Below are 22,211 nucleotides of genomic sequence, written 5' to 3' on the forward strand. Positions count from 1 at the left end.
GAGCTCGCGCGAAGAGGGTAGGCATCGCCTCGCTCTAGCTGCTCGCGCCTGCCTATCGATCCGCTTGCGTTGGACTCTCCGGGGCGGCAGCGTCGGCCACATCCGCGTCGGCCGCAACCTTCCGGATGCCGATAGCCGAGATGACTGCTCCGACCGCGAGAAGCACGGCACTGAGGGTGAGGGCGCGGTCAAGCCACGCAGCGTCCACAACCGTTCCGACCACGGCGCCGAGCAGGGCGACCGCGATGAGGCTGGCGATACGGGAGATAGCGTTGTTGACGGCGGAAGCGATTCCCGACCGGGCCGGTTCGATCGCACCGAGGACGGCCGAGGTGAGTGGCGCGACCGTGATCGCGAGGCCGAGACCAAAAAGCAGCACCCCGAGGAGGGCTTGCGATACGAAATCGAACGGCACGTCAATCGCGCGCAGCGAGAGGAGACCGGCGGCGGCGATGAGCGGCCCCGCGGTCATAAACCAGCGCGAACCGAAACGCCCCGCGAGACTGCCGAAGACCGACGAGAAGGCAATCAACATGATCGTGAGAGGCAACATAATGAGGCCAGAAACGGTGGCGCTGAGGCCCGCACTCTCCTGAAGGAAGAGCACGATCACAAGGCTAGAGAGCGAGAGTGCCGCGTAGATTGCAAACGTCGCGGCATTGCCCACAGCGAAGTTGCGGTTGCGAAACAGCGAGAGCGGCATCATCGGGACCGTGGCAGTGGCTTGGCGCACCAAAAATCCACCAAGGCACAGCGCGCCGACAACCATTGGCACATAAACGATGGGGGATCCCCAACCGAAGTTGCCTTGCTCGATGAGCCCAAAAACCACACCACCCAAACCGACAGCGCCAAGAGTTGCGCCCCACCAGTCGATGGCGGTGCGCACGGCCGCGGGGTGGTTGCGCATGGGGGCCATGAGAATCATCGTCGCCGCGATCGGCACGATGTTGATGAAGAACACCCAACGCCAACTGATGACGTCGGTGAGCAGTCCTCCGAGAAGCGGGCCGACAATGAACGCCGCTGACGTCCATGCCGTCCAGGCGCCGATCGCCCGCGACTGCGCCGAGCCCTGATGGGTGCCCATGATGAGGGCGAGCGAACTCGGCACCAGCAAAGCGCCGGCCACACCCTGCAGCGCGCGACCTGCAATGAGCAGCTCGGGGGTCGGTGAAAGACCACACGCGATGGATGCCACGCCAAAACCAATCAGCCCGATGCGCAGTACCGCGATCCGACCGAGTACGTCCGAAAGTGAGCCCGCAAGCAGAATCAAGGCGCCCAAAGTGATGAGGTATGAATCCAAGATCCACTGTTGAACGCTGAGCCCTCCGCCAAGTTCTGCGCTGATTGCGGGCAGTGCAACGTTGATGATCGAGCCATCGAGAAACGCGACGAATGCCGCAAGAATCGCCACGACGAGTGCACGTCTGTTGAGGACCGTCTTTGCCATGAGGTCAGTCAAACACTCGCGAGGGCGTTCTTCAATGGTCTTTGCTGTGGTGGCGAGTGGGGGAGCCGTCGGCGCGATGCGCCTCCTCCCGAATCCCCTCATCATTCAGACACAACGAAAAAACGCCCCGGCAAGGGGCGTTCTTTTCGTGGTGGCGAGTGGGGGATTCGAACCCTCGAATGCTGAGCAGTCTGATTTACAGACAGATACCAACGGGGCTAGAACCCTTGCTATTACTGGGGTCTCGTAAGTTAGTAGCCATTTCGTGCCAGATACGTGCCAGATTCAAATGGAAGGCGAGTCTGATTTTACCCCTCACCAGCATCCTTAGAGAGGGTTCCGCCTGCGTGAAACCGATGTTCGTGGATTTGGGACTTCGTGGGTAAAGTAACGCCAATAGGGGTGAGACGCATACATGCGTCAAAAAATGGGGGGCAACAATGTCAATGAACGACGCCAATCCGATAAATGTCGCATATTCGGTTGTTTCAAAAAAGCTTGTTGAGTTATATGCCTTCAATGGTGCGCTCAGCCAGGGCGCGTTTTTGAAGAACTTGTATTTCGTCTTGCCTGCCGCTTTCATCTGTCTTTTTCTTGGCGCGGTGCCTGTTCTTCAGACGATTTTGATTCTGGCCACCCTTGCCAGCCTTGCCTCATCCGTTCTCAGACGAGTGACCGACACCGGGATAAGCCGATGGGTAACCCTAATACTCTTAATTCCCTTCGTCGGTTGGGTCTTCGGGGCGATACTCGTTGCCCTCCCCACAAATGCGGGTGCCGGGAAAACCCTGAAAGATAGGCTTCCTAAGCCCCTGCTTACAGTGGTTGCGGCAGTGACCATCTTCTTCGCACTTTTCGCTCCGATGGCCGCGATAGCTGTGGGCAGCTCCGGGAAGCAAGTATCAACAGTAGCTAGTCCTGAGGACACGAGCCGCTCCGTCGAACCGTCGTCCAGCCCATCTGCCACGGCGAAGAAGACATCCTCACCAACGCCAACTCCGACGACGGCTGCAGCCAGTTACGCCTCGCTACTCACACTCATACCCGTGGCTGACGAGGCCACAAGCGGTTATGACCGCGCACTTTTCGTGCATTGGATTGATGCAGACAAAAACAGCTGCGACACCCGTGAAGAAGTCCTCATTGCTGAATCCTTGACGAAGGTAACGGTGGGAGCTGGTTGTTCCATCTCAGGGGGGAGCTGGGCTTCCGCCTATGACTCAGTGGCATCAACCAACGCTTCATCTTTCGACATCGATCATTTCGTTCCGCTTAAAGAGGCTTGGGATAGTGGTGCGGACAAGTGGGATGCTGCCACGCGCCAAGCCTTTGCAAATGATCTCGGATACGACGGTTCCCTGATTGCAGTTTCTGCTTCGTCCAATCGCTCAAAAAGTGACCGCGACCCAAGCGAGTGGCTCCCCAGTGAAGCAAGCTATAAATGCCAGTACGTCTATACGTGGGTGCAGGTTAAAATTCGTTGGAGCTTGACGATGGACGCCAAAGAAAGAGCTGCAATCGAGAAAGCCTCAAGTGGTTGCGCTGAGAGTGCTCTGGGAAGCACGGAGCAAGCTTTGGTTGCAGTCGTCCAGAAAGAACCTGAACCTGTTGCCCCTGCTCCCGCCGTACCAGTACCTGCTGAACCAGCACCAGCTGCACCTGCCGAACCCGCTCCCGCCGCACCCTCAGGAACAGACCCCCGCTTCGGCACCTGTAAGGAAGCAAATGCAAACGGGTATGGCAACTATCGAAGTGGTGTCGATGAAGAGTACGGCTGGTATCGCGACAGAGACAAAGACGGCGTTGATTGCGAGTTTTAAATAAGGAATCTGCTCGCACCGAGGCCCGTCTCCATCTGACGAGTGATGGGCCTCTTTCTTTTCCCTGCCGCCTTGATATTCAATACACTGGAAGGTGGCTTTGATCGAGGCCGTGCACGCGTCTGGGGATACGACCCCGCGCCTTTGTATCGGTCTGTCTCTGGGGAGTAAACCCTTCTCTACCCACGACGACAACGACCGGGCCATACTCCCCCCAGCCCCCGCTGTGAAAGCCCTCCGGGGCTAGAGCCGATACCTCCCCTAGCTTTTTTCCACGACAACCCCTAGCCCTAGCCCTACCCCCAGCGACACCATGGAGGGGCTGTTACTTTCTCCGCGCCTGAGTCTGGAAGTTTTGACCTTCCGAAAAAAGCACAGAGAAAGCGCATGCAGGAGATGAAGTGCTGCCCAACGACAACGACACAGCATGACAGAGAGCCGCCTCCACACCCTCCCCCTGTAGCTTTGACCCCCGCGGCATTGTCGCGTTTCCCTCCCCCTCGATTGAACAGGTCTAACAGCGGCGCGTGGCGGATTCCGTCACGTCTCCAGCGCTATGTCGAATCGAGTGCGAAAATTCCGCAGTCGGATACTCGCAGCCCTACCCCTCCAGGACGATGATGTCGCACCCTTCACAGCGCCACGACGACCCCCACGGTTCACAGCGCTCTAAGCATGACGGGCAGGTCTTATCTAGTCTCATGTTGTCCACGAGGCGAGGCTAGTAGCGCTCGCCGCTTGCTGGGCTGAGTCGTCCACACCTTCCACGAGGTCGCTCCCGCTTATGCCGTCGCCTGACTCCAGATATACGGGTCTGGGGGTCGTGGGAACTGGGTCTGTTTTTACGACGAGGAAGACGGACACCCCAGCGGTTCCCAGATTTCTCTCCCCCCGGCTCTGGTGTCGGTGGCTGTAGGTACTGTGGGTATCTTTTGCCTGACTATAAGACGATGACCCGCGCAGATACGGCGAGCGCCGCGGTACCTGCGACCCCACCCCAGATACCCCCACCCAGTCGCTCTGTGTGACCACACCGTGTATAGCCTCAGACAATCTGTACGGGTTTACAAGTCGTTTTGAGTATTGGGAGTGCCCCCCATTCACCCCTGATCTGGTGGTCGCCGGGAAGGATGAAAAAGTCTGTGGCGGGTTCAAAATGTTTCACTATAAAGGGGGGTATACGAGTTGAGCCACAACACGTTTCTCTGCTCATACGGGCGTAGCGTTGGAAGTTGCAGAGATGTCGACACCCCTACCCTCGACAGTCTCAAACGGGGCTCGTAAATGTTTGAATTTGACTGGCTAGAGAGGCCGAGCCCGGTACGGGACGCGGGCGGCAACAATGACAGGTGGGTAGGTGGGGGCTGCTATGCACTGCACGCCGTGGCGGATTGTCAGCCGTCACCGGTGCTCTCAGGGCAGGCTTCTCTGGGCAAACTAATAACTCCCAGCTCTGTGGGGGAACATAACTAGGGGCTATTAGCTTTCGTACGAGCTACCTGTAGGCGCTTACGGGACTCCCCCCCCCCTCTCCCCTTTTAGCATGCCCGCTCCGCGTATCGCGTCTGACGGTTTGGACGGGTTTTCATGTCGTTGAATATGAAACTGATCCTGCGTTGAGTTCCACTCATTGACGGGGGAATATAGGAACTTTAGGATTCGCCGTGTAACATCAATTGACAGCGCCCCTCCAAGGCTAGAGCTTATGCTTCCTGAAATCGGAGGGGCCATTTCTTTGTGTTGGGAGCAGGACCCTGTGAAACGATACAAATCGACAGAAGATTTACTCACCTTGCTGAGCAAGGACCGGGAACTTAATATCGGCAACCATGACGGGGCTGTGAGATTCCTCGACCAGACCAATTACTACCGCTTCACTGGTTACTCCAGATACTTCCAAGTAGCACCTCATGAAGGAGATAACTCTTATGTTGAGGGCGCTTCCTTCGAACAGATAGTTGACCTAATGGCAGCGGATGATGAATTGAGAATTCGTCTATTAGTTCCTCTGTCTGAACTGGAATTAACACTTCGAACTCGATTCGCTCGAATCTCTGGCGATATTTGGGGAAATAAGGCCTTTTATCTTGATAGCTCTAACTACATACCTTCTGTCCATGATTTGGACAAACGCATTGAAGCTTTGCGAAGTGAGTTAACAAATAACAAGTCAAAAATGGTTAATAAATATCGAAGTCCAGGCGGAGAGGTTGATAATGTCCCCGTTTGGGTCGCTATCGAAGCACTCAGCTTCGGAAAAATATCTTGGATGCTTGAGTCTCTCAAAAATCAATCTCTCAGAGAACAAATTTCTCATGAATACAGCTACCCGACTAAGACTTTCTCCTCGGTTGTGCAGTCACTTTCAGCATTGAGAAATTTGTGCGCTCACCACGGCCAAATTTGGAACAGGCCACTTAAATCTCAGTGTCCCTCTCCTTTGAATAAAAGAGAAAGGCCGAGAGACATCCAATTCAATCAACTAAGTATTTTCCCCGCATTGTTAGCGCTGGAAAAGCTTGTTTGTGGATCAGCAGGAAAATCTCAACTTGCAACTGTCCGACGTCGTTTAAGCATTTCAAACCAACATACTGACGGTATTTTGCGACCGCAAGCAATCAGATAGATTTCCTCTTCACCTGTCAATTACGCCAACTTGGGATGCTTCACACCATAGATACCTACCCTTGTTCGTGAGGCAGTCCCGAAAGATGGGGAGTTTGGTTTAGTCAAGATGATGCTGTGGGTATCCGTGTGTACGATATCCAAACCTTATTAACGTGAATGCCTCATATCAAACTAATAGCCCCCAGCGATGCAGGGAACACAACTAGGGGCTATCAGATCTAGCGAGACGCGTTTACTGTTTGGTCTTTACACGGCGAGCGCGTTTAGATTTCTCCCGCTTACGTAATACCGCTTTACGCCGGTGTGTAGGAAACAAAATTACGTTAGCCCGTGATTCATTCATTAGAAGGCGTCCCCGTCCTTGTTATGCAGCATGAGACGCTCTGAACACTTGGTGTTGGTCGTCACCCTTACGGCAAAGACCAGAAGCGCGACTAGGTGCAGACGCGAGCTTGTTGTCACAGACTCGACAAGTGTCAAAGTCTGAAGGCGTCGAATTTGGGATTGTGACGACCGGCCATTCAGTAACCAAAGCTGAAGCTACATAGGGCGCTGTAACTATCTCCCCGGTTGCTGTGTTCACTGTTTCTGCTTCTTCAGAACTCTTCACATAACTAGCCCGTCCTGTCCTGTCCATTTCGTTCGACGAATCGTTCAACGGCTTGTTCGACGAATCGTTAGGTGTCTTAAAGACAGGCGTTTGTTCACGGGGCGGCGGTGATGCTTGCCCACCCTTGGCCCGGTTCTCCTTGTTGACCTTCTGCTGATTGATGACAGCTTCTCGAAGGCGCTGATAAGCGGCATGGTGTTGGATCAGGTAATACGCCCCTTGATCAATCCACCATCCACCCGCGAGAAGTTCCCCTATTGCTTCAGGGTTCTTGAATCGTCGAACGTCATCTTTAGGAATTCGCAGGTCAAGAAGTTTCCTGTTCGACCAGACGAGTCCTTCACTGTGCGACCGGTATGCAGCATCTGACAAAGTCCAAGTGTCGTCAGTGAAGTCGTCGCTTAGTTTGGTCCACGTCATGAGGTCACCCCCAGCAACGGGGTTAGGGCAGTCGCTAACTGGCGATCGGGATCTGCCGTGAGAGCAGTTACGCGCTCGCCGTGTTTGGTTTCGTTCAGCGATTCCATACCGAGAACTCACCCCCAACAACGGGAGTGAATAGGGCGTCTAGATCGTTCTTGTCGATCCGGATGATGCGCGAGCCGATACGTGACGCCGGTAGCTGTCCGCTCGCGATTAGATTCCTAATCGTGTTCGCGTGACAACGCGCGACGTTAGCCGCTTGGTTGATTGTGACCCAATACGGATCTGGTTTGGTAGGCGTAAGAGCCATATGGGATATTCCTTAGATACCAGTTCCCGGGTAGGGGGAACGACTGGCACCTAGGCGACCCTTATTTACAGTTGCCGCTGGAACTTTATCCGGGTACGACCTCTAAGAACTAAGAAACATTCAAGGGTGACGACAACAACGCAACCGTAACACTAACGAGTGACAACTGGCGACTACGAATCACTCTCCCGCCCTCCCGTATTCTTTGATCGCGCTCGCACGACGGTTCCCCAAGCCTCCCTAACTAAAATGCCAAGCTCCGGATCGTGAAAGTACTCGTCTAGATTTAACGTCATTGTCCTAAAATTTTGCCCATGGATGAATCGATGTTTGGGGACATTACGCGGCAGATTTTGCATTGTGTAGAGACTCTGAAGGAGGTGGAGAACGAAGTCTCTAAGTTCTGGCAAGGGCATTAGCCGGAAACCGTCCGAGGTTTGGCCGCTAACTGTTACGCCTTGGCTGACAAGCAGATCACAGACTTCTAGACAGATCTCTAGATAATCGAGATTCCCCTCCGCCCACCCAGTGCCACGAACGTATAACCATTCCGGGTGCTCGTTGAGCTGGGCTTTGTAGAAATGGGCTTCCATGACTTTGTCGTGTGGAGACCTCATTTGACTGACCTCGGGGTTTTCCCGCGTCCACACTTTAGTTGCTAGGCGTTGCTTGGCTATAAGCCGCCGTTGTTTGCTACTCATGGCCTAACCCATTCCGCTGAGCAGGTTCATCTCTCGCCCCGTCGTCCTCTGGTAGCGCATAGCTGTTCGAACGTTCCTGTGTCCCAGCCTGTCCATCAGCTCGGCAACCGTCGCGCCTTGCAGCCCGTACTGAGTCGCCGCAAAAGATCTAAGGGAGTGAAAGCTACCCGCGTATCCGGCGAGCGCCCTGGCCCGTTCCCATGGCTTGTTGATCTTCCATTCGCCCCAGTGTTTAGTCCCTTGTGGGTCTGAGCTGAACAGTAACGCGTCTGGGTTTATTGGGATCGTCGCTAGGTGTTTGACCACAACTGAGTTCACCCGCTGGGGTAACGTCACCTTGCGAATGCTCCCGGCTGTCTTAGGGACTCGCACAATAGATTCCGTGTTATCCCAGACAACCCCCCGGCTAATATCCACGACTAGCCACGTAGCGCCGTCTACGTCTCTTACCTGCTCTATGTCTTTGCGACGTAGCTCAAGGATCTCGCCCTTGCGTAATCCACCCCACGCGGCGAGCGCGATTACAGTTCTAAACGGTTCAGCCGTCTCGCTCTCAATGATCTCTATCTGTTGAATATCTGGCACGTTTGGCTGTTGATCTGGCACGTAGACATTAGCGCCCTCGATAGTGCAAGGGTTCTCGCTGAGCCAACGATTCTTTACCGCGTATTTGAATAACGTGTTTAGGTGCTTGTAGGCGGCATTAGCTTGCCGGGGCGCTCGCCGTGATTCAGGTTCCCACCATTTGGCTATCTGCCCGGTAGTGATCTCTCTAATGGGCTTGCTGTTCAGTGGCTCTAGAACGACCCCGACAAGGCGTTGATATTCGGCAAGGGTGTTAGGGCTTAGCGGCTGTCCGCGCCTGTTACGCCGCAGCTGTCGCCAATGGGTGCCCAGCTCCAGGAGGGTCAGAGTCTTAGGGTCTAGATCGCCCTCGTAGATTCCCTGCTGTTCGTTGTAGGTGCCGCCGTCTATCGCCTTGGAGATATTCAATAGGGCACGTTCGGCGAGCGCCTTAGTCCCATACGTTCCAGCGGTCTTAGAGTTCCCGTTCGGGTCTGTGTACCTGAGTTGATATCTGCCAGAAGGTAATGGCCGGATATTGCCTAGCCCTCGTTTGGTTTCTGCCTTGCCCATAATTGCCCCCCGCGTGCCAGATACGTGCCAGATACGTGCCAGATACGTGCCAGATCAGGCTGTTATCTGTTGTTACGCAATGGTACTACCGGGGTACGACAAAGCGCCTACAATCCATATGATTACTGGGCTGTAGGCGCTTATTCGGTGCTGTGGCGAGTGGGGGATTCGAACCCTCGAATGCTGAGCAGTCTGATTTACAGTCAGATCCCTTTGGCCGCTTGGGTAACTCGCCATCGCACGCCCAACCACGTTAAACACAATCGGGCGCGCCTGACAACAATACCGGTGGCAAGGCCTCAACGAAAAATCGTACAGACGTCGATTCAGGAGGTCGACGCCGCCTCGGCATATTCGTCGGCCTTTGCTGCAATATCAATGATGTATTGGGGTGCTTGGTTATAAGCCGTCACGGCCTTGTCCCAGCCGGCGCGCGTGCTCAGATCGCTGCCGGAGAAACAGAGGTAGCCAGCGGCAGCCAGAGTGGAATCGTCAATCTGTTGCCCGTCTTCGGAACCATCAAGGTTGCCATCGACGTGCCAGGCAGCCCACGTTGCCGGAATAATTTGCATGGGACCGACCGCGCGATCGTACTCAGCAGTGCCATCAAAGTTACCATCGTCGAAATCGGGGATGTTCATAAACTGGCCACCGGTGAGGGGCACGCCGTAGATGGGTTTGCTCGCAAAGCCGTCGGGCAATATTTTTCCCCCAAAGATGGTGCCGTGGTGCGACTCCACCCAGCCGATGGCTGCCAGCGTGTTCCAGCTCACCTGACAGGTGGGATCTGTGTTTGACTTACGGAGGGCAACGCCGGCGTAGGCATAAAGCGTGCGCTCCGGAATTCCGGTAGCTGCCGCCGTCTGCACAACCCAGTCTTCGTCGGCGAGAATGTTCACCGGCGTCGGGCGTATCTGCGCCTCGGAGATTCCCGCTGCGAGTTTCGGCAGGGGAGCGGCCACCGGAAAGGGCATCGACGCGTTCGGCGGGGCAATACTCGCCACGGCACAAGAGGCAATCGCCCACACAAACCCCGCAATGATGCCCACAGAGATGAACGTGCGGCGCAGACGCACTTTTCGGGAAGCCATGGTGGTCCTATTCTGCTGGGTAGCGCTGACAATTAGCCGAAGGCGTGAGGTGGGCCACGGCATCCGGTCTCGATATCATGGAGTTATGGCTGACTCTTCTTTTGACATCGTAAGCAAGGTCGACAAGATGGAGGCCGACAACGCCATCAATCAAGCCGCTAAAGAGATTGAGACGCGCTACGACTTCAAAGGTGTCGGCGCCTCGGTGGGCTGGAGCGGCGAGAAGATTCTGATGAAGGCCAGTGCTGAGGAACGCGTCAAGGCCGTGCTCGAAGTCCTTGAGCAAAAAATGATCAAGCGCGGTATTTCTTTGCGTAGCTTGGATGCCGGTGAGCCCTTCGCCAGCGGCAAGGAATACCGCATCGAGGCCACCCTCAAGCAGGGCATCGATCAGGAGCACGCCAAGAAGGTCACCAAGCTCATTCGTGACGAGGCGCCAAAGACGATTAAGACACAAATTCAGGGTGAAGAAGTCCGCGTGACGTCTAAGAGCCGTGACGACTTGCAGACCACGATGGCGCTGCTGAAGGGTGCCGACCTTGAGGTCGACCTCCAGTTCGTCAACTTTCGCTAAAAAATTTCGCTAAAACGATAAACTAGGGTTTTACCCCTTAGCGCGCCACCGTGGTCGAGCTCGTCCAGAGAGTTGTTTTGCGTGCAAAAACGTGTCGTTGTTGTCGTTATTTTGATCGTGGCATCCTTTATGGATTTGCTCGACACCACCGTCGTGAACGTGGCTCTGCCATCGATTCAAAAAGATTTGGATGCCTCAGCGTCTCAGCTCGAATGGATCATCAGCGGCTACGTCCTCGCCTTCGCCGTTCTCCTCATTACGGGCGGGCGCCTGGGTGATATTTTCGGTCGCAAACGCATGTTCCTCATCGGTGTCGCGGGGTTCACGGTGGCCTCGGCCGCGTGCGCCGGAGCAATTACGGGGGACATGCTCGTGATCTCCCGCGTTGTGCAAGGCCTGTTCGCCGCCCTGATGATTCCGCAAGTTCTCTCCGTCATTCAAGTCTTGTTCGCCCCCAAGGAGCGCGCGCCCATCTTTGGTGCCCTCGGGGCAATCTCCGGCCTGGCTGCCGTGGCAGGCCCCCTCATCGGTGGACTGCTTGTCACGGGTAACGTTCTAGATGTCGGATGGCGTTCCATTTTCCTGATCAACATTCCGGTCGGGATCGCGCTGTTCATCATGGCCCTCATCTTTGTTCCGGAGTCGCGTTCCACCCACGCTCTGCGCCTCGACATCCTGGGCGTTGTCCTGGTCTCTGTCGGTCTCTTCCTCGGTGTCTTCGGGTTGATTGAGGGACGCGGCGAAGATTGGGCCGGTTGGATCTGGGCAATGCTCATTGCCAGTCCGATTGTGTTGGCCACCTTCGTTTGGTACCAGGCTCGTCGTGACCGCCTACAGGGCTCGGCGCTGGTTCCCCCGAGCCTTTTTGGCAATCGCGGATACGCCGCCGGCTCGATCGTGCAGTTCACCTTCTCGGCATCCATCGGAGCCTTCTTTCTCGTGCTCGTGCTCTATCTGCAGATTGGGCTCGGCTTCTCGGCAATCGATGCCGCCTTGGCAACGCTTCCCTTTAGCATCGGCGCTCTCGTCGGTAGCGGTGTCGCCGTTCCGCTCGGGCCTCTGCTAGGAAAGTGGCTCATTGCCGCCGGTGCCGCCGCGCAGGTCGGGGGATTCTTCTGGATGACCTCAATCGTTCGCGAAACGGGAAATGCTTTGGCGGGCCCCGATTTGATTCTGCCCATGGCTCTTGCGGGCTTGGGGCTCACGTTGGAAATCGTTCCCCTGCTGGATCTCGCGCTGGCGAACACGGCGACGACGAATGCCGGTGCAGCATCCGGGGTATTCGGCATGATTCAGCAGGTCGGCTCGGCCCTCGGCATCGCCGTGGTCGGCGTGATCTTCTTCGGCATCATCGGCGTGGATTTCTCTCCCGCGACCCTTCGCGAGGCATTCCTCGGCGGCATCTGGGTGCCGATCACAGCACTTTCGCTCTCGATCGTAGCGGCGATGTTCCTGCCCAGCGTCGCCGCCGTCAAGCGTCACAAGGCGGAAGCCGAAGAAGCCGAACAAGAAGTCGACTCGATCCTGATCTAGTCAGAGTGGTTTGCGTTGAGACCGCACGAAATGCGATCAGGGGCGTGATTTCTTCGTCGAGGTCCCTTATTTAAAGCCGATGACGCCCTCGCCCCAGGCGCGACGGATCTCGCCTTCGGGGTCGTTCTCGACGACATCCTTGGTGTTAATGATGAGCGTGGCGCGAGTCGTTTCGTCATAGCGGGGCCACGCACCATCGGGCGTTGACGGGTCGCTACTGCCGACAAAAGCAAGCCAGTGCGCCTGCATACGAGCCGAAATCTCGTGCGCTTCTCTCAAACCACCCAGCTTGAAGCTAATGTCCTTGTTGCGCACCTTGTCGGGAAGGTTGCCAAAAACATAGGGCAGCTCGGTGGCGTGAGAGGCCCCAATGCCCAGCAATTTCATGAGGGGAGTTGCGGTATCAAAGCGGTACATGAAGGTCGGGGCGAAGCGACTGTGCGCCTCGGCCACCCAGATGGAGGGCATGCGAAAACCTGCGTCGCGTGAAATTTCCATGGCACCTTTTTGCTTCGGGTAGTCCTTGTAGACGGCCGTAATCTGGCCCTCCATCTGCGCCAGTTCGGGGCTTTCCGCCGAGACCTGTTCGAACATCTCATGAATCGCAGCCTCGCTGATGGGCATCAGCGGCGACTTCATCATCTTGAAGAGCGACGCCTCGTCGTGATTGGTGCCGATGAGCAAAGGGATGCGTGCAGCACCTCCGGTCCGAAAAATGTTGATGGGATAGTCCGTCACGATGTCGCCGTCGACCACGGGAGCAAAAGCAACCGTGCCCGGTGCCGTGGTCGCAACGTGACTCAAGAGTTTCGCGGTTGACGCGGCGAGAGTCGTGGCATCCATTTCTCGCAAAACCGTCTTGGCCTTGTCGTGCTGCACGACGATGAGGTCGAGATAATCGCCGGCCACGATGGTTGCCCGTTCCGTTCCGTAGACGCTGGATGCCGGGGAACTCTGGGCGATCGCCTTATGAAAGAGACCCGCGGCCTTGGGGCTGGTCATGAGGGTGGTCACGCATCCGCCACCGGCAGATTCGCCAAACAACGTCACATCCTCCGGGTCCCCGCCGAACGCCGCGATGTTGTCCCTCACCCATTCCAGCGCGGCGATAATGTCGCGCAGCCCAAGATTCGAGTCGAAGACATGCGTCTCATCGCCAAAGGAGGAGAAGTCGAGAAACCCGAGGGCGCCGAGCCGGTAGTTAATGGTGACAACAACGACATCCCCATGTTCGGCGAGTGAGCGACCGTCGTACACAGCCTGGGCCGCGAAACCGATGAAGTAGGCCCCGCCGTGAATCCACAGCATGACCGGGCGAGCCCGAGTGTCACCGTCTTCGCGATCAGGCGCCCAAATATTGAGGCTGAGACAATCCTCCGCGATATGGAGGCCGACGGGTAACGGAATAATCTTGCTCGCATGTTGAGGCGCAACGTTTCCAAATTCGAGAGCGTCCCGAACACCATCCCAGGCGGGGTGCGGTTGCGGCGACCTAAGGCGCAACTCGCCTACGGGATCAGCGGCATAGGGAATCCCCAACCAGCGATGTGTCGGCCCATCATGGGCACCGCGAACCGTTCCCGTGGTGGTCTCGATCAGCAGTGATTCGTCTGTAAAAGCGCTCATACGCGCCACTCTACCCAGCAAATCTTGCCGATAACTGAAACCGTCTAAGGCACAACCGTGGCGGAAATTTTAGAGGATGTCTTCGAGCGTGCGCGGTGGGTGCCCGGTGAGCATTTGCACGGTTCCGTTGACGACCGCCAGCTCCCCAGACGCAATCGCGGTGTACGTGCTAACCCACGCATCCAGCTGCCATTGCGGGGCGTTGTAGTGGGCCCGGCTGGCATGCGCTTCCTCAATCGTTTCGTTCACAAATGTCAGGGGCTTTCCCAAAATAACGGATGCCCGGCTCGCCACCTCCGTCAGGGTTAACGCCTCGGGCCCGGTCAGTTCAAGCGTGCGTCCCGCCTGCAACTCGGGTTTGCGCAGTACGGCGACCGCGACATCGGCCACGTCGGCACGTGCCACAGCCGCAACGCGACCCTCGCCGGCCGGCCCGCGAATAACGCCGTTCTCGTCAGCAAATAGCGGCAGAACATCCAGGTAAAAGTTGTCCCGCAGAATCGTGAACGCCATGCCGGAGGCCCGAATAGCCTCCTCGGTCAGCCCGTGATCGCGGCCCAACGTGAAGATTGCTTCGGGTCCCGCTCCCACAAACGAGGTGTACACGATGTGTTTTACGCCAGCTGTGACGGCTGCGGCGATGACAGTGCGGTGCTGGGTCACGCGATCCTCGGCCTCGCTCGCCGAGACCATGAAGAACACGTCCACGCCGGCCAGTGCCTTTTCGCAGGCAGCGGCATCCGCGTAATCGGCCACGCGAATCTCGACGCCGTCCCGCTGGGGTGCCCGCGATGCATCACGAACGAGACCAATGAGGTGGCCATGCTCCCCGATGTTGGCAAGGCGGCGCAACACCGCACCACCGACATGACCGGTTACGCCGCTGATGGCGACGGTCATCGTTTCGGGCGCCATTACCAGCGGGGTGAGCAGGGACTGTGGAGGAGTCGTCATAGGTAGGCCTTCAACCATCGGGTGAGCTCGCGGAATGCCCGTTCGCGGGCAGATTTTTCGGAGAGAAAAACGTCGTGCAGTGCATTGGGAATGCGCGCAACGGTCGTCAGTTTGCCCAGCTGATGCACGCGTGCGGCGACAATGTTGACGTCAATGGCGACATCCGCCTGCATCATGTCCTTGCTCCACCGAGGGGTCAGCAAACTCTTGGTGGAAAGCAGCGTAAAGATGGGAACGTCAATATCCAGCCCGGCAGCGATGCGGGCGTGACCGGCCAGAATGGCGTTCAGCCAGCCCGTACGCACCGTGAACCCGTGTTCAGGGCGCCAGTCGATGTTGAAATCCCACTCGCCCTCCCTTTTATCCCAGATCGAGCGAACGTAGAACCCTCGGTCAATGTTTGCCATGGGAGCCATCGGGTTCATCCGAGCTTGAAACCCCACAACGGGCGCGGCCATCGTGCGCGCCGCCGCTGTGAGCTGATACTCCAACCAGGGGCTGTTTAAGACAACAGCCGACATGCGGCCAGGGTTTCTTGTCGCCCACAGACTTAGAACGAGCCCCCCGGTCGAGTGCCCCATCAGCACGAGCTTGCGTGTCGGAGACTGCCCTTCGCCGTGTCCCATCCGAGTGAGCGCGGCTTCGATGTCCTCGTCATACGTAGCGAGTCTGTCGATGTATCCGGGGGTTTGATGCGGACGTATACTGCGTCCGTACTTGCGCAGATCCAGCGCGTAAAAGCGTGCCCCGAGACTACGCCAGTATTCGGCGAGGTGCGCCTGAAAGAAGTAGTCCGAGTACCCGTGGATGTAAATCACGTCGGTATTGTGCGCAATTGTTCCGTCTGGTGCTGCGAAACCAAGACGCTGCCAGAATCCCCGACGAGACCACGACTCGGGTTGTGGCAGGTAGCGCACCAAAGTTGCCACCACCTCGCCCTCGGAGTCGGACTTCAGCGGCAGGGTGAGTTGCTCAAATCCGTCGCCGAGAGTATCAGCAACCCAATCTTGGCTCATGACTTCTCCGCCTTGATCTGGACCAACCGATTCTCGAGCCCCATGACCAGCGCGCGAAGGCCTTCATTGAATGCGTCGTCGGGGATTTCCGCACCGTGTATCTCATCGCTACGCGCGAGCGTCACGCGTGCCAATTGCGGAAATTGTGTTCGATCTTCTCCTGGGTCCAGCATGTCAAACGGTGCAATCGCATCAAGGGCAGAACCGAGAATAAACGATTCAAGCGCAACAATGACAGACAGCACTTTAGCCTCCGGCCAGCCGCCCGCAATGAACGAGGTGACGACCTGTTCATACATCGCCATGGTTATTCTGGCGTCGCTAATCGGCATAATGGCAAACATTGCAATTGTTGGCGGATGCGCGGCAAACGCCCCCCGGTATGAATATGCCCACCCGATCACAGCTTCATTCCATGGTTTTAGCAGAAATTCAGAGACATCAATTCGATCGCTCACACGTTCCCGAATGCCACTCAGCACGTCTTCTTTTCCACTGACGTGGTTGTAGAGAGCCGATGGCTGAACCCTTAATTCAGCGGCGAGCCTCGCCATGGTGAATCCTTCAATCCCACTTTGGTCCAACAGGCGTAACCCGGCCTCAACAATTCGGGCACGATCAAGAATTGCTACCGTCGGTCTTCCGGCACGTCGTCGATCGCTCTCTACCACCTCTCTATCTTGACGCATATTGCTCCTTGTGTAGCGAGAACTTGACCCCTAGTATCGCAATAACGAACGTTATTCATTTATGACTGGATGAGATGCACACGACAATTTTCACCGGTGGTTGCGTCATTCGTAGCTTCCCACATGGCACCGAATCCAGCGCGCGTAACGCCGCCGGGGATTCTGACGCGCTCGCAATCCGCAACGGCATCATTGTTGCCCTCGGGGTTGACGCCAAAAGATTACTTTCCGACGCCAGGGCTCACGGTGACGAAGCTGTGATTGAAGTTGATCTTGGCGGCGGGGTGCTCATGCCTGCGATTGGTGAAGGCCATGCCCATCCCATACTTGGAGGCCTCGAACAGCTCGGGCCACAAGTTCGAGACTGCACGAGCATCGAAGCGATTGCCCACCGAGTTCAAGACTTTGCCGAAGCGAACCCCAACCAAAAATGGATAGTTGGCGCGAGCTACGATGCCACACTCTCCCCCGGGGGACACTTTGATGCTCGGTGGCTCGACGTCACAGATCGGCCCGTTGTTCTGCGAGCTTGGGACTATCACACGGTATGGGTTAACACGGCTGCACTGGTTGCGGCAGGGATCACGGCCTCCTCGCCGGAGCCGCCGCTGGGGCGCATCATCCGTCGACCGGATGGCTCACCTCTGGGAACCTTGCAGGAGCAAGGGGCGATAGACCTCATTTCCGCGGTGTGTCCACCTCACACTGAAGAGGTGCGTGTGGAGGCGTTGGCGCGTGCCAGTACCCATTACATTCGCGAGGGCGTCACCTGGGTGCAAGACGCGTGGGTCGACATGGTCGATCTGGAAACCTATCTCACCGCCGCACAAACCGGTGTTCTCACCACACGCTTTAACCTAGCCCTCAGGGTCGACCCTCTACAGTGGCCAGCGCAATACAACAGTCTCATCGCCGCCCGGGAACGTGTTCGAGAACTCAACCATCCGCTTCTCACCTGCAATACCGTCAAATTCTTCCTAGACGGAGTCGTTGAAAATCGCACCGCATTCATGCTCGATTCTTTTTCAGATGATGCCTCGAATTCAGGGCTCCCCAATTGGGACCCCGAAGCCCTGGCACAGGCATGTCAGGCTCTGGACGCCGATGGATTCCAACTTCATTTGCACGCCATTGGCGACCGTGCGAATCGTCTGGCTCTCGATTGTGCGGAGGCAACCCGCCAGATGAACGGCGTACGAGATCGGAGGACTGTGATTGCTCATGTACATGTGCTCGCTGCCGAGGACATTGCCAGATTTGCGGAGCTGGATGTGATTGCGAACTTCGAACCTCTCTGGGCACAATCCGATGCCGTCATGCGTGACCTGACACTGCCTGCTCTGGGGCCCATCAGAGAAAGTTGGCAGTATCGAATAGGTGATCTGACCCGTTCTGGGGCGCATGTCTCGTTCGGCAGCGATTGGCCTGTCACCAGTAGCGATTGGCGCCCGGGAGTCGCAACAGCAGTCACGCGACAAACCCCCGACGGGCAGCCCGGCGGTGGCTGGACGCCAGAACAGCGCGTTGTTGCCGACATTGCCCTGGCCGCGTACACCCATGGGGTCGCCTATCAAGCTTTCGCGGATGACCGACACATGCTGGCTGTGGGCCAAACAGCGGATGCCATCTGGCTCAGTCATGATCCCCGAGTCACAGCTCCTCACACCCTTCCCGCAATTGAAATCCTCGGAACGTGGCTTGCCGGAAAACGAGTTCATTAATATCCGTTCTCTCTATTGAACAGCTCCTCCCCCCAACCTGCTCATTACCTCAATCAAAGGAGATTTTGCACATGACAACCAGCGCAATGGAAGCACCGCCCCAGAAACTCAAACGAGCGCTCGGCCTACCTGGTCTTGTACTTTTTGGGCTGACCTACCTCGCCCCTGTAACGGTCTTTACGACCTATGGCCTGGTCACATCAATCACAGAGAATCACCTACCCGCGGCTTACCTTGTTGCACTCATTGCCATGTTGTTCACGGCATCAAGCTACGGAAAAATGGCGCGCGCATTCCCGGTTGCGGGGAGCGCGTACACCTACACACAACAGACCTTCGGTGGCGGTCTCGGCTTTCTGGCGGGCTGGACCCTTATGCTCGATTACCTATTCCTGCCCATGGTCAACTTCATGCTGATTGGCCTCTACGCCAACACCCAATTGCCGGATGTCCCAGCCTGGGTTTTCTTGTTGGGAGCGTTACTGCTCACACTGCTGCTCAACATTGTCGGCATCACACTCGTGAATCGGGTCAACATCGTGATTGTCACGGTGTCTGTTCTCCTAGCTGTTGTATTCGTCGCTCTCTCACTCAATTATTTGGGTACCAATCCATCCTCTGCGGGCTTAATTGAACCGTTCTTACCCGGCGGTGGCCTCGGCGCCGTGTTCTCGGGTGCCGCAATTTTGGCTCTTTCCTTCCTCGGATTTGATGCGGTGTCAACGATGTCCGAAGAGGCGCGAAACCCTCGTCGCGACATCCCGCGAGCAATCCTGCTGACCACTCTCATCGGTGGAGCAATCTTCATCGTCGTCGCCTGGGTTGGTGCACTGGTTTTTCCCGACTGGCAGAGCTTCACAAGCGTTGATACCGCGGGTGTGGAAGTAATGGCGCGTGTTGGCGGTCAGATATTCACCAGCATCTTCGTTGCGGTCTATATTGTTGGAGCATTTGGATCTGGTATGGCCACTCAAATCTCGGTGACGCGGATTATTTACGCGATGGGCCGAGATGGTGTGTTGCCGCGCATCCTGGGCAGGCTATCAGTTCGCTTCCGCACCCCTGTCGTCGCAGCTGTGGTTGTTTCGTTGATTTCGTGCCTTGGTTTTTTCTTAGCTCTTGGTGATGTATTCAACATGATCAGCTTTGGGGCACTCTTCGCCTTTAGCATCGTCAACCTTGCAGTCGTCAAACACTTTCTGTTTCCTCGTGGCGGCCGTATTTCGCCGGCAAACCTCAGAGACTGGATTACCTTCGGCGTGCTTCCCCTGATTGGCTTCGCCTTGACAATCTGGCTGTGGACATCACTGGTCCCATCAGCCTTCGCCGTTGGGCTTATCTGGATGGGCGCGGGCATCATTGTGCTCGCAATTATGACCCGAGGATTCACACGCAAAGCTCCGATTATGGACTTCTCCGAAGCAGAGATTCCTGCAGAAAATACGAGGTAAAGGAACGGAATTACTTCTGGCGAGAGATTGTGATCATCGCGTCACGGTCGACGACCTTGATGCGCGCGCGGCCCTGGGGCTCACCCAGCGCGATTTCGTGCTCATCAAGGGCGACCCATCCATCAATGGTGGTGAACTCGACTCCGCGTGATTCAAGGAGGTCGACAATCGAACCTTCTTCAGGTGAGGCCGGAGCCCACCAGTGTGCCTGGTCGCGCAAGAGGTGTTTGACGGTTTCCATGGCGTCGGACTTGGTGTGGCCAATGAGGCCCACGGGGCCACGCTTGATCCAACCCGTGGCATAAACCCCGGGAACGATCGCGCCGTCATCTCCAACAACCTGACCTTCACGGTTGGGGATGACACCGCGCTTCTCGTCAAAGGGAAGCTCCGGCAAAGGTGAGCCGTAGTAGCCCACGGCGCGGTAAAGCGCCTGGATCGGAAGTTCGCGAATCTCACCTGTGCCCACAATTCCGCCGCCACCATCGGGCTTCGTGCGCTCGTACCGCAGGGCTGAAACATGGCCGTTCTCGTCGCCGACAACCTCAAGCGGTTTGGCATAAAAGTGCAGGTGCAGGCGGCGGGATGCCGCGCCGGTTTCTCGCTCACGCCACGAGTTCATCACCTTGTGCAAAACGAAGACCTGCTTGTTGGTTTCGATGGCAGCCTGGCTGGCGGCATCCAGAATGAAATCTTCGTCGTAGACGATCATGTCGACATCGGCAAGCTCGCCGAGCTCACGCAGCTCCAAAGGGCTGAACTTTGCCTGAGCGGGACCGCGGCGCCCGAAGACATGCACGTCGGTGACGGGATTGGCCGCGAGGCCGTCATAGACGTTGCCCGGTATTTCTGTGGACAGCAGGTTGGCCGCATGTTTGACGAGCATGCGTGCGGTGTCAAGCGCAACGTTGCCGTTACCAATGACGGCGACCGACGTCGCTTTCAGCGGCCAGGTGCGCGGAACATCAGGGTGACCATCGAACCAGCTCACAAATTCGGCAGCGCCGTAGCTACCCTCGAGCTCGACTCCGGGAATGTTCAGCGGGGCATCCTTGATGGCCCCGGTGGAAAAGATGACGGCGTTGTAGTGTCTCTTCAAATCAGCGAGCGTGATAGCCACGCCGTACTCGACGTTGCCAAAGAAACGAATATCGCCACGATCGAGAACTTCGCGCAGGGCCGTGATGATGCCCTTGATGCGGGGGTGGTCTGGGGCAACGCCATAACGAACGAGGCCGTAGGGGGCGGGCAACTGGTCAAATAAGTCGATCGAGACGTCAAAATTTTTCTCGGCTTTGAGAGCAATGTCCGCGGCATAAATGCCCGCAGGGCCAGCGCCGACAATGGCAAGGCGAAGTTTTGTCACGGAATGAGTCCCTACGTCGTGCGGCTGACGATATGTTCAGCAAAAGCGGAGAGCGCCTGCTTCACGGCCCCCGAAGGCAAAATGGAAATGGAAGCCACAGCCTCTGCTGCCCACCGTCGAGCCTCTTCACGGGTGGCTTGCGTGACGGGGTGCGCATAGACCTCACGCACGGCCAGTTCGAAATCAGCTTCGGCCTCGGGCGTTCCCTCCTCGACGTCATGGCGGATGCGCGCGAGCAGTGCCGCGGCGGCCGGGTCGGTCAGTGCCTGACGTTCGAGCAAGAGCGTCGGCAGCGTGGGCACGCCCGCCCGCAAATCTGTTCCGGACTTCTTCCCGGTCTTGTCTTTGGCCGGTGCCAAGTCAATGATGTCGTCGGCCAGCTGGAAGGCGATTCCAATTTTCTCGCCGAACGAAACCACGGCCTCTTCATACTTTTCGGGGGCACCCGAGTAGACAATTCCGACGCGGGCAGCCGCAGCAATGAGCGAGCCAGTCTTGTCGGCAAGGACCTGGATGTAGTGCTCAATGGCGTCTTCGCCCTCTTGGGGGCCGAGAGTCTCGTGCAGTTGCCCCAGACACAAGCGTTCAAACGTGGCGGCCTGAAGGAGAATCGCCCGTTCGCCGAGCCGCGACATGAGGCTGCTCGCTCGCGCAAAAAGAAGGTCGCCCGTGAGGATCGCGGTCGAGTTTCCCCACACGGCGTGAGCGCTGGGGACCCCGCGGCGAATGGGTGCCTCATCCATCACATCGTCGTGGTACAGCGAGGCAAGGTGCGTGATTTCGATGGCCTCGGCGGCCAGCACGACTTCGGGCGTGGCCCCATTGCCGAGTTGCGCCGTTAACAACGTAAGCATTGGTCGAACACGCTTGCCGCCGGCCTCAAAGAGGTAGCGCCCAGTTACGTCGGCCAACGCATCAGCAAAATTGAGATCGGCCTTTATGCCGGCCTCAATCTTTTCAATACCGGCGTCGACAAGATCTGAGAGATGCTTGGTCTCGGGCGAAGAAAAAAGCCGCTGACGCAAGCTGATGCGACCGGTTACTCCGGCTGCTCCGACAGGGCTCGCATTCACTTGTTTAGCCTAGTCCCGCGAGCCTGTGTTTA

17 protein-coding genes and 1 tRNA gene are annotated in these 22,211 nt (G+C 57.0%); 6 read left to right on the top strand and 12 right to left on the bottom strand.

The genetic code is table 11. The features are described from left to right. Positions 1-52 precede the first annotated feature (52 nt). Positions 53-1,456, bottom strand: a complete 1,404-nt coding sequence (locus tag FB555_RS07820; RefSeq protein WP_182484924.1) for an MFS transporter — start codon at positions 1,454-1,456, stop codon at positions 53-55. Between the two features lie 440 nt (positions 1,457-1,896). Here FB555_RS07820 and FB555_RS07825 point away from each other — a divergent pair, with 440 nt between their 5' ends. Both FB555_RS07825 and FB555_RS07830 read left to right on the top strand, forming a co-directional pair. Next, positions 1,897-3,276, top strand: a complete 1,380-nt coding sequence (locus FB555_RS07825; RefSeq protein WP_182484925.1) for a GmrSD restriction endonuclease domain-containing protein — start codon at positions 1,897-1,899, stop codon at positions 3,274-3,276. A gap of 1,705 nt (positions 3,277-4,981) precedes the next feature. Continuing rightward, positions 4,982-5,902 carry an Abi family protein gene (locus FB555_RS07830; RefSeq protein ID WP_182484926.1) on the top strand — a complete coding sequence of 307 codons (921 nt, stop codon included), beginning with the start codon at positions 4,982-4,984 and terminating at the stop codon, positions 5,900-5,902. Between the two features lie 366 nt (positions 5,903-6,268). On the opposite strand, the gene FB555_RS07835 is transcribed toward FB555_RS07830, so the two are convergent. The 5 genes from FB555_RS07835 to FB555_RS07855 all read right to left on the bottom strand — a co-directional run bounded on the left by FB555_RS07835 (position 6,269) and on the right by FB555_RS07855 (position 10,176). Beyond that, positions 6,269-6,934 carry a hypothetical protein gene (locus FB555_RS07835; protein WP_182484927.1) on the bottom strand — a complete coding sequence of 222 codons (666 nt, stop codon included), beginning with the start codon at positions 6,932-6,934 and terminating at the stop codon, positions 6,269-6,271. Between the two features lie 94 nt (positions 6,935-7,028). Next, on the bottom strand, positions 7,029-7,247 hold the full coding sequence (locus FB555_RS07840) for a helix-turn-helix domain-containing protein (RefSeq protein ID WP_182484928.1): 219 nt from the start codon (positions 7,245-7,247) through the stop codon (positions 7,029-7,031). 704 nt (positions 7,248-7,951) lie between these two features. After that, positions 7,952-9,085 (bottom strand): tyrosine-type recombinase/integrase, encoded by a 1,134-nt coding sequence (locus FB555_RS07845; RefSeq protein WP_182484929.1) that lies wholly within the window; start codon positions 9,083-9,085, stop codon positions 7,952-7,954. A 153-nt stretch (positions 9,086-9,238) separates the two neighbouring features. Further along, positions 9,239-9,320 (bottom strand) — tRNA-Tyr (locus FB555_RS07850). 91 nt (positions 9,321-9,411) lie between these two features. After that, entirely contained in the window at positions 9,412-10,176 is a 765-nt protein-coding gene (locus tag FB555_RS07855) for a lysozyme family protein (RefSeq protein WP_182484930.1), read from the bottom strand. An 85-nt stretch (positions 10,177-10,261) separates the two neighbouring features. Here FB555_RS07855 and FB555_RS07860 point away from each other — a divergent pair, with 85 nt between their 5' ends. Together FB555_RS07860 and FB555_RS07865 are read left to right on the top strand one after the other, a co-directional pair. Then, positions 10,262-10,750: a YajQ family cyclic di-GMP-binding protein gene (locus FB555_RS07860; RefSeq protein ID WP_182484931.1), complete on the top strand. Its 489-nt coding sequence runs from the start codon at positions 10,262-10,264 to the stop codon at positions 10,748-10,750. Between the two features lie 81 nt (positions 10,751-10,831). Beyond that, entirely contained in the window at positions 10,832-12,283 is a 1,452-nt protein-coding gene (locus FB555_RS07865) for an MFS transporter (RefSeq protein ID WP_220475909.1), read from the top strand. A 66-nt stretch (positions 12,284-12,349) separates the two neighbouring features. Here the strand turns inward: FB555_RS07865 and FB555_RS07870 are convergent, their stop codons facing one another. The 4 genes from FB555_RS07870 to FB555_RS07885 form a co-directional block, all read right to left on the bottom strand. Beyond that, positions 12,350-13,909 carry a carboxylesterase/lipase family protein gene (locus tag FB555_RS07870; protein WP_182484932.1) on the bottom strand — a complete coding sequence of 520 codons (1,560 nt, stop codon included), beginning with the start codon at positions 13,907-13,909 and terminating at the stop codon, positions 12,350-12,352. A gap of 69 nt (positions 13,910-13,978) precedes the next feature. Further along, positions 13,979-14,863: an SDR family oxidoreductase gene (locus FB555_RS07875; RefSeq protein ID WP_246323662.1), complete on the bottom strand. Its 885-nt coding sequence runs from the start codon at positions 14,861-14,863 to the stop codon at positions 13,979-13,981. Then, positions 14,860-15,879: an alpha/beta hydrolase gene (locus tag FB555_RS07880; RefSeq protein WP_182484933.1), complete on the bottom strand. Its 1,020-nt coding sequence runs from the start codon at positions 15,877-15,879 to the stop codon at positions 14,860-14,862. Before FB555_RS07880 ends, FB555_RS07875 begins: the two co-directional genes overlap by 4 nt. Next, on the bottom strand, positions 15,876-16,568 hold the full coding sequence (locus FB555_RS07885) for a TetR/AcrR family transcriptional regulator (RefSeq protein WP_182484934.1): 693 nt from the start codon (positions 16,566-16,568) through the stop codon (positions 15,876-15,878). The genes FB555_RS07880 and FB555_RS07885 overlap by 4 nt, the downstream gene beginning before the upstream one ends. Before the next feature lie 74 nt (positions 16,569-16,642). Here FB555_RS07885 and FB555_RS07890 point away from each other — a divergent pair, with 74 nt between their 5' ends. Together FB555_RS07890 and FB555_RS07895 are read left to right on the top strand one after the other, a co-directional pair. Beyond that, entirely contained in the window at positions 16,643-18,289 is a 1,647-nt protein-coding gene (locus FB555_RS07890) for an amidohydrolase (RefSeq protein ID WP_182484935.1), read from the top strand. 71 nt (positions 18,290-18,360) lie between these two features. Then, positions 18,361-19,740 carry an APC family permease gene (locus FB555_RS07895; RefSeq protein WP_182484936.1) on the top strand — a complete coding sequence of 460 codons (1,380 nt, stop codon included), beginning with the start codon at positions 18,361-18,363 and terminating at the stop codon, positions 19,738-19,740. A gap of 10 nt (positions 19,741-19,750) precedes the next feature. Here the strand turns inward: FB555_RS07895 and FB555_RS07900 are convergent, their stop codons facing one another. Both FB555_RS07900 and FB555_RS07905 read right to left on the bottom strand, forming a co-directional pair. Beyond that, positions 19,751-21,106 (bottom strand): FAD-dependent oxidoreductase, encoded by a 1,356-nt coding sequence (locus FB555_RS07900; RefSeq protein ID WP_182484937.1) that lies wholly within the window; start codon positions 21,104-21,106, stop codon positions 19,751-19,753. Between the two features lie 11 nt (positions 21,107-21,117). Beyond that, positions 21,118-22,179 (bottom strand): polyprenyl synthetase family protein, encoded by a 1,062-nt coding sequence (locus tag FB555_RS07905; protein WP_182484938.1) that lies wholly within the window; start codon positions 22,177-22,179, stop codon positions 21,118-21,120. Between the last annotated feature and the right edge of the window lie 32 nt (positions 22,180-22,211).

Source organism: Alpinimonas psychrophila (assembly GCF_014137865.1).
Lineage (GTDB): Bacteria > Actinomycetota > Actinomycetes > Actinomycetales > Microbacteriaceae > Alpinimonas > Alpinimonas psychrophila.